Annotated in this window: 7 protein-coding genes; 6 read left to right on the top strand and 1 reads right to left on the bottom strand. The window is 32.3% G+C overall.

Features of this window, described 5'->3' with window-relative positions; translation table 11 throughout:
• The 4 genes from HMPREF0381_RS07960 to HMPREF0381_RS07970 form a co-directional block, all read left to right on the top strand.
• Window positions 1-521: hypothetical protein (locus HMPREF0381_RS07960; RefSeq protein ID WP_008751443.1), on the top strand; the 521-nt coding region annotated here is incomplete at its 5' end.
• 248 nt (window positions 522-769) lie between these two features.
• Window positions 770-1,765, top strand: a complete 996-nt coding sequence (locus tag HMPREF0381_RS07965) for an ATP-binding cassette domain-containing protein (protein ID WP_081457404.1) — start codon at window positions 770-772, stop codon at window positions 1,763-1,765.
• Window positions 1,766-2,001: 236 nt separating this feature from the next.
• On the top strand, window positions 2,002-2,199 hold the full coding sequence (locus tag HMPREF0381_RS15915; RefSeq protein ID WP_456297517.1) for an ATP-binding protein: 198 nt from the start codon (window positions 2,002-2,004) through the stop codon (window positions 2,197-2,199).
• 588 nt (window positions 2,200-2,787) lie between these two features.
• Window positions 2,788-3,648 carry an ATP-binding cassette domain-containing protein gene (locus tag HMPREF0381_RS07970; RefSeq protein WP_008751445.1) on the top strand — a complete coding sequence of 287 codons (861 nt, stop codon included), beginning with the start codon at window positions 2,788-2,790 and terminating at the stop codon, window positions 3,646-3,648.
• A gap of 297 nt (window positions 3,649-3,945) precedes the next feature.
• Here HMPREF0381_RS07970 and HMPREF0381_RS07975 read toward each other — a convergent pair whose 3' ends face one another.
• A complete protein-coding gene (locus HMPREF0381_RS07975) occupies window positions 3,946-4,932 on the bottom strand; it encodes an IS110 family RNA-guided transposase (RefSeq protein ID WP_008751446.1) in 987 nt (328 codons plus the stop codon).
• A 275-nt stretch (window positions 4,933-5,207) separates the two neighbouring features.
• Between HMPREF0381_RS07975 and HMPREF0381_RS07980 the strand changes: the two genes are divergently transcribed.
• Window positions 5,208-6,407 carry a beta-carotene 15,15'-monooxygenase gene (locus tag HMPREF0381_RS07980; RefSeq protein ID WP_008751447.1) on the top strand — a complete coding sequence of 400 codons (1,200 nt, stop codon included), beginning with the start codon at window positions 5,208-5,210 and terminating at the stop codon, window positions 6,405-6,407.
• A 107-nt stretch (window positions 6,408-6,514) separates the two neighbouring features.
• Window positions 6,515-7,699 (top strand): hypothetical protein, encoded by a 1,185-nt coding sequence (locus tag HMPREF0381_RS07985; RefSeq protein ID WP_008753583.1) that lies wholly within the window; start codon window positions 6,515-6,517, stop codon window positions 7,697-7,699.
• The last annotated feature ends 176 nt before the right edge of the window (window positions 7,700-7,875 follow it).

The following is a 7,875-nucleotide window of genomic DNA, read 5'->3' on the forward strand; positions in this document are numbered from 1 at the left end:
TTAAAGAGATAAATTCTTTTAATAAAATGTATCCTTTTTTATTAGGGATAAATTCTTTATTTCAAGCCGTACTTCCTGTTTTTGCACTGGTTATAACGCAGATGCTTATAGATACAATACAAAGACGAATTGTACATTATAAATATGTAATAGTCTTAGTTTTGCTATTAGTTATAACTCAGATGATTACAGATGTGGTTTTGCCTTATATAACTTTGTGGATAAATAATTTTGAACTTAAATTTGAAGTCTATACTCAAGCCAAGCTTCTTAAAAAAGTAGCAAAATTGAAAAGTAAGGATTTTGAATCTAGTACAATTTATGATTTAATAGTTAGAACACAATATGATATGAATGCAGGAGTTATAGGAAACGCCAAATTGATTTTTGATGTATTTTCTGTGTTAATTAGTGCAATTTCATATGTGGTAGTTTTGTTTAAGTACAGTGTAATCATGATAGGAATTATTATTTTCATCTCTCTTTTTAGGTATTTGTATGAAAAAAATATAATATCCTAGAGTATAATACTATTAAGGAAAATACCTCGAAAGAGAGGAGAGCAAGTTATATATTTCAATTACTTACAAATTCTGAGTATATTAAGGAACTTAGAATATATGATTTATTTGAATATTTCATAGAAAAGTTTAAAAAAAATAAAGAAAATTGTAAAAAAAAGCTAATAAGTCTACATTCAAAGAGGACTTATGTTTTTTCATGGATAGCTATTATTGAAATAGCGGTTGATACTGCTATTTTGGTAAATATGATAAGAGATATTATATTGGGAAATATTTTGCTGGGAAAGTTTGTTTTGTATAATAGCTCCGTTAATAATCTAAAGCAAAATACTATTTCGTTATTTTCACGAATCTCATTATTTTACAAAAATAATGAGATAATAAATCAATTAAGGGGTTTTTTTGAACTAAGTGAAGAACATATATGTTTGATGGGAGAAAGAATAGAAAAAATAAGGGATATTGAGTTGGTTAATGTATCATATAAATATAAACCAGATAGGCCTTATGTTCTTAAGGATATAAGCTTAAAGATTACTGCTAATACACAATTAGTTATAATGGGAGAAAATGGGGCTGGTAAAACATCATTAGTGAAAATAATAATGGGGCTTTATGATGATTATGAGGGAGAGATTTATGTTAATGGAATTAATTTGAAAAAAATAAATTTAAAAAATTATAGAGAAAAAGTTGGTGTGCTTTTTCAAGATTATATAAAATATGAAAGTACTATTGAAAATAATATATACTATGGGGATTTAAACCGTTTTGGTCATAAAGATGAACTCAATCAAATTTTAAAAAAAATAAAGATGGATAAATATATAAATAATTCTGCTCAAAAGCTGGGATACCAATTTGAGGGTGGGGAGCAAATATCAATAGGTCAGTGGCAAAAATTAGCATTAGGCAGATGTTTATTTTCGAATGCTGATGTATTGATTTTTGATGAACCGAATGCATCATTAGATTTATCCTCTGAAAAAGAGATCTTAACTGCATTGCAGGAAAAATCTGAGGAGCATATTTCGATTTTTATTATGCACAGATTTAACCCTGTAGTTTTGCACGCCAATAAAATAATTGTTTTGGAAAAAGGTAGCATTGTTGAAAATGGAAATCACCAGGAATTAATAGAAGGAAGAGGGAGATATTATGATTTATACACTATTTATAGTGAGTTTAACAGCTTAAACAAAGGAAATAATTGTGATGATCTAGGTAGTTATATAAGATAAGCAGAATAAATAAACCTGTTGTGTTACTTAAAATTGGGATATTGAGGGTATAAAAAGTGTCTAATACACTCTTTGCGATTATGGAGATTTTAAATTCAAAAAATTAAACAGTTGATTTTCTGAAGTGTAAAATCTCAAAATCTACTTAAGAGTGTTCTGTGCCTTCATTGATTTACTTTGAATCTCTACAAATTTTATGATATACTGTAGCTGGAAAGACAGATGGTTTTGAGTTCTTGGAGGGCGTAAGCCTCGAGAGCCTGCTTGCCCTATATTTTTATCGGATCGACAAGAACATTGTATTGTATGGAAGTATAGAGACAGGGAAGACCATGCTTTCCATCCTGATCGGGATGTCCACCTGCAATCAGGATGTCCCTATGAAGTTTGACTGGGTGGCAGGTCTTATCAACCTGTTCTCAGAAAGCCAATAGAAAGGGAGCCTCAGCTTGCTGAAGAAAAATTGAATATTGTGCTTATCATGGATGAATTCGGGTATGAACCCTATGATAGGAGCGAAACCTGACTCCTATTTGATTATCTGTCAGATATAAACAAACAGGTGTTTCTTAATAAAACTCGGAATTTCCGTAGTGGATGAACGTCCTTTATGCTCAGCACATGACGACCGCACTGATCGAGTGCCTCATGCATCATATGGGGTTTATATGGTTTCCCAGCGACAACAACTATCTGCAGGAATTTAGTATTAACGCAACCTTTTCAAAAACCATTAGTTAGGAGATTAGCAACAATGGTCAAGAATAATGATCTTATCAAGGTATAAAATTATATCACGATCTTCAGAAGAGCGTCGAGGAGGTAAACGAATATATCACCTATCTCACGAAAATACAGTGATAATGAAGAGTTAATAATGTTGCAGCTAACAGCCTAACATTTACACAGAGCGTGTATGCCTGTAACTTTTCTTTGTTCCATCAAGTATTTGGAAGGTTAAGTCAGCATACTGTATCTTTAAATGGCATAGGGTATAAACTTTGAAATATAAGGAGAATGTAATGAATCTTACATTAAATAATGTAGAAATGCAATATGGGAATAAAAAAGTTTTGAATGGAATAGACATGGACTTGGCTCCTGGAATTTATGGACTATTAGGAGCAAATGGAGCTGGAAAAACAACTTTATTTAAAGTAATTAGTGGGTATGCAACAAAATATAAAGGGGAAATACACTACCCGGCTAGTAAAAAAAGAGCAAAAGAGGTATTGATTGGAATATTACCACAAGTTTTTGTGGGGTATCCTTTGATGACTGTCTATGAATTTTTGATGTATATGGGACGAATAAAATCTGGATTTAATAGAGCTGGCATAGAGGAAGATGTTTTGAACAATATGGAGGTTTTTGGACTTAAGGAACTTCGAAATAAAAAGCTGAAATCACTTTCAGGCGGACAGTTAAGAAGAGTAGGACTGGCTCAGGCTTTTTTACTGAATCCTAAAATTATACTTTTAGATGAGCCTACAACAGGATTAGATCCGACTGAGAGGATTAGGCTAAAAAATTATTTGTCTAATATTAGTAAGACTCAGATTATTATTATATCAACACATATTGTTAGTGACTTAGAGTATCTAGCAAATAAGATATTTATAATTAAAAGTGGATATATTATTGCTAGTGGAAATGAGAGTGAATTAATCAATGATTGTGAAGGAAGTGTTTGGGAAGTTCCAATACATGACAGGGATACGGAGTACAGTATTAAAAATGAGCTGGTATCTATGATACATGAGGATAGAGGAGTTACTGTAGCTAGAGTGATAAACAGAAAAAAGATTTCAAAAGAAGCTCGTTTAGTTAAACCCACACTTAATGATGCATATTTATATTATTTTAATGGAGACCAGCTATGAAAAGTCAACCATAAATTAGCAAAATTTTTTTTTATATCGGTGGTAAAAAAGGGTAACTTTAATAGAGCTCCCTTAGGGTGCTTTTTCAAAATCTATCGATATTAGCATACAGACCTCTTATTCGAGGTTAAATTCTACTTCGTCAGTGAGCATCTTCCAGATGACCCTGACAAGTTTGCCGGCACAGTGCCCAAGTGCATTGTAGTGAGACCGGTCTTCAGCCCTCTTGGAATCATAATAAGCCTTGAAGGTTGCGTTGTTTCCGGCAACGTTCCAAGCTGCATTTACAAGAGCGTATCATAAAACACGAGAGTCACATTTGGACATCCTTGTTGTTTTATCCTGAAAGTTACAGGACTGATAAACAGAAGGATCCAGACCTGCAAAAGCAAGCAGCTTGTTTGGATTGGAGAAACGGTGAATATCACCTATTTCACCAAAGATCATTCCACCATTGATATAACCGATACCGGGAATGGTCATGATGACAGAATCGTTAAATTTCATGATATTTGTCATCTCAGCTTCAATCTTATCTAATTGGCTATCCGGTAACTCAATTTGTTGAATTGTCTGAGTTATCTGAATAGATATAGCACTGTCGTTAGCACCGACAGACTTCTGTGCGAGAACTCTTAATTCTTTGGCCTGTTCTTTGGTAAAGTGTCCGTGCGAGTTCACTTTGAGCAGATTTGCCAGATGAGTCATATGCATGGAAGCAATCTCATTTGGAGAAGGTGCTTTTTTTAAAAGAGCATAGACAGAATTCTGATGCAGACTGGATTTAAAAAAGTATTGAATTTCCGGAAAAACCTGATCAACATAGGTTGTCAGCCGGATATTCAAACGGGTTCGTTGCTTTATAGTTTTCTGACGAAACCGCCCCAAAGCCTTAAGATCCATCATATCAAGGTCATAGAAACTGACGAAACTGAGGTCATCCTGCATCATAAGAGTTTTAGCAATAACATAAGTGTCGACCTTATCCGTCTTTGTTTTGCGAATGTTGTTTTTGCGCAATTGAGACGTCTTAATAGGGTTTAATACACACACTTTGTAAAGCTCGGCAACAAGGTATCGTACGAGGTTGTCACCGTAGTGTGCCGTTGACTCAAGACCGATGTTGGTGCTGGTTTTATCAAATGAATCGAGTTTGGAAGCCAGCAGATGGAAGCCATCAGCATCGTTTGTGAATTTAAACGGCTCAATGAGTATTTCACCTTCCGAAGAAATAGCAGAGGCAAAATGGTTAAGTTTGGCAATATCAATGCCTACGTAAATCATGAGGTAATCCTCCCTTTCGTAAGATCTGATACTGTGATATCCGCAAACGGTTATCATCGTAGACTTGATTGAAATAAGTACTCATTAGAACAAAAGCTACGGTACATCCAGCATATAAACAATTCAGATAAAGGTAGCGGCAATACACTCCTGTTAAGTAGTCAAAGCCACAAGACAAAATCAAAAGTCCACAGTATCTGAATGTATTATAAACACAATATTAAAAAGAAAGGAATATGTGATAATTACCTTCCTAATTATCACACAAGGGCAATATGGGAATAAAGGAAGAATATAAGAAAATAATCACCCCTTTATATGTAAAGATATTCAGCTGCTTGATTGTGATCATGTCAATAGCTATGGCTTTTACATCGTTAAATAGCATTACAATATTAGATAAGCCTGACTCCACATCCTATTTAAGAGGGCTGAAAGCAAGGGAATCTATAGAATTAAGATTTGAATCAATTGACGGAGAAATGACGACTGAAAAATTGAACCAAGTATTAAGCTATTATAAAACTTTTAGTAATGTTGATGAAGCAGAGAACAATACAAACTTTAAATATCCTGGAATCGTAAACTTACTATCAAAGGCTTATATTTTTGAGGGCGAAGGAGGATTTAAATCATTATATGATGTAGAATCAGCAGATGATTTTTACAGACAGAGAGTATATGCCATAAAAAATCAGCTGATTACTTCGGAAAGCCGATATAGTCAATGGGAAATAGATGGCATCATCAGTGAAGCTGAGAAAACTGCAATCCCATTCAGATATGGCTTTTCAAGACATTGGGTTAACTTTTGGAAGTCAGTCGGCATTGTGAATATTATGGTTATAATTCTAGGCTTATTTATGGCTTCTGAATTATTTTCTTTTGAAAAAAGATGTAATATGGATTTGATCTTAGTCACAGGTAAGATTCGTGATATAAGTAAGATGGCTGTTAATAAGCTTTTGGCATTATTGACAATGGTTATGCAGGTTTATCTTCTTTCAGTTGTATTGATGGCATTGATTATATTCGTTGGTATGGGTATTCAAGGCTGGGACAGCAGTATTCAAATTATATATTTTACATCAATATATAACCTTAATTTTTTAGAGGCAACAATAATATGGTTTATAACAACTATTTTAGGGATCATAGTAATTATTTACGGAGCTGCCTTTTTGAACTTATTGCTTAGAAATAGATTTAGCACTCTTGTCATATCAATTATTACAGCATTTTTACCATTGGTTTTACTTAGGTTTCCGCTGCCACACGGGATTATTAAAGTATTAAAATTATTCCCAGTCAACATGAGCAATGTTATTTTGATACTGAATAGTTTAGAACAATTCAGATTTGGTTTCTTAAATTTATCTGTTACAAATATGTTTGTAATAGTCAGTATGATAATAATAATACTACTTATAAAGGTTATTCCTGATTTATTCTTTAAGTTTTTATCTAGAGAATAGTGTGTGTTTTGTGTGGCTTTAAATGATTTGCAGGGCAACATAATGTGTTTTATTGATTTTTATTAGCAATATAGATGATGCTGCTGTGTTTTGAGAAGGAGGTATATATGGTATATGAATTGAAAAAACTATTAGGCATCAAAGGTGTCAGGTGGATAATATTTTTGTCTTTTGCAGTAGCTATTTTACTTCCTCTTTATTTTATTTTTGATTATGAAACGGTACAAATGATTGACAATAAGGCGGAAGTATATAAAGGCTATGTTGGATTAAATGCTAGAAAAGAATATTTTTCAAAAATTGGCGGATTTGTAACCGAAGAAAATATAAAAGATGAAATTACAAGATATAGAACCGCTAATATACCTGATATTACATTAGATGAATCGGAGTACTATAGAATTATAAATGAAGCCTATTCATCATATAAAGATAACAGCTTAGATATAAAGAGAGTAAATAATATACCTTTTTATTCCAGATGGAAGGAGAAGATATATGAAAAAATTGATTTTAAATATAAAGCTTATGATGATGATGAAATACAGCAAGTAAGAGTTGCTTTGGATAATTTTGCAGTTCCATTTTATCTTGAATTTTATGAACATTGGGTAATTTTTTTTAAATCATCATTTGTTTTTTGCTGTATATTGCTGTTAGGAGTTGTATTTTGTTCCAGCCAATTGTTTCCTTATGAAAAAGTAACTCATATGGATCTTGTCTTAGGTACGCTAAATCCTAAAATACTACGAAAAATGGCTTGGGATAAGATGCTGGCAGTGTCTGTATGCTTTATAGTTTTATTTGTAATATGTAATTTGATTATAATTTCTCTGACAATTCTTCCTTTCTATAATGAAGGCTGGAATATGCAGATTCAATTATTGCCAGGTTTTTTTACTGCGATTTATGCATGGACAATCAAAGACATGTTTTTTTGGTATATGATTGTCTCCATAGGTTCTATTTTGAGCATGAGTTTTATAACTTTTTTTATTGGCAATATCGTGAAAGAGATGTATTTGACAATTTTATTAAGTTTACTTGTGGTATCTGCTAATTTTTCAATAGCTTATCTTCCGGATGCATTTAAAATTGTGAAAAGATATATGGAAATATCACCTGTAAACGGAATAAATTTGTTTGGTATTATTACTTCCATGCATAATTTTAGAGTTTTAGGGAAGACTTTTTTAAGTGGAGAAATAATAATAGCAGTGATTTTACTGACCATATTATTCAGTTTTTTACTGAATTTAATATTGTTTCCACGCAGACTAAAGAATAATTAAGCATAGATATGTAATACATGCCCCATTATGTCATTTAAAATCATAAATTCCCAAAATAAATGCGGGTATTTATAAAATACTGCATTATATCAATATATCAATATATCAATTCAATGCGTTTGCCGTGCATAATAGTTGACATTGTTTGAAAAGATGGTATAATTTGAATAGAAATA

It is taken from the genome of Lachnoanaerobaculum saburreum DSM 3986, from assembly GCF_000185385.1.
Taxonomy (GTDB): Bacteria; Bacillota; Clostridia; order Lachnospirales; family Lachnospiraceae; genus Lachnoanaerobaculum; species Lachnoanaerobaculum saburreum.

Excerpts from the sequence above, each read along its gene's own strand:
- HMPREF0381_RS07965 (WP_081457404.1), top strand. The coding sequence starts at position 770 with ATGATAAGAGATATTATATTGGGAAATATTTTGCTGGGAAAGTTTGTT.
- HMPREF0381_RS07985 (WP_008753583.1), top strand. The coding sequence starts at position 6,515 with ATGGTATATGAATTGAAAAAACTATTAGGCATCAAAGGTGTCAGGTGG.
- HMPREF0381_RS07975 (WP_008751446.1), bottom strand. The coding sequence starts at position 4,932 with ATGATTTACGTAGGCATTGATATTGCCAAACTTAACCATTTTGCCTCT.
- HMPREF0381_RS07970 (WP_008751445.1), top strand. The coding sequence starts at position 2,788 with ATGAATCTTACATTAAATAATGTAGAAATGCAATATGGGAATAAAAAA.
- HMPREF0381_RS07980 (WP_008751447.1), top strand. The coding sequence starts at position 5,208 with ATGGGAATAAAGGAAGAATATAAGAAAATAATCACCCCTTTATATGTA.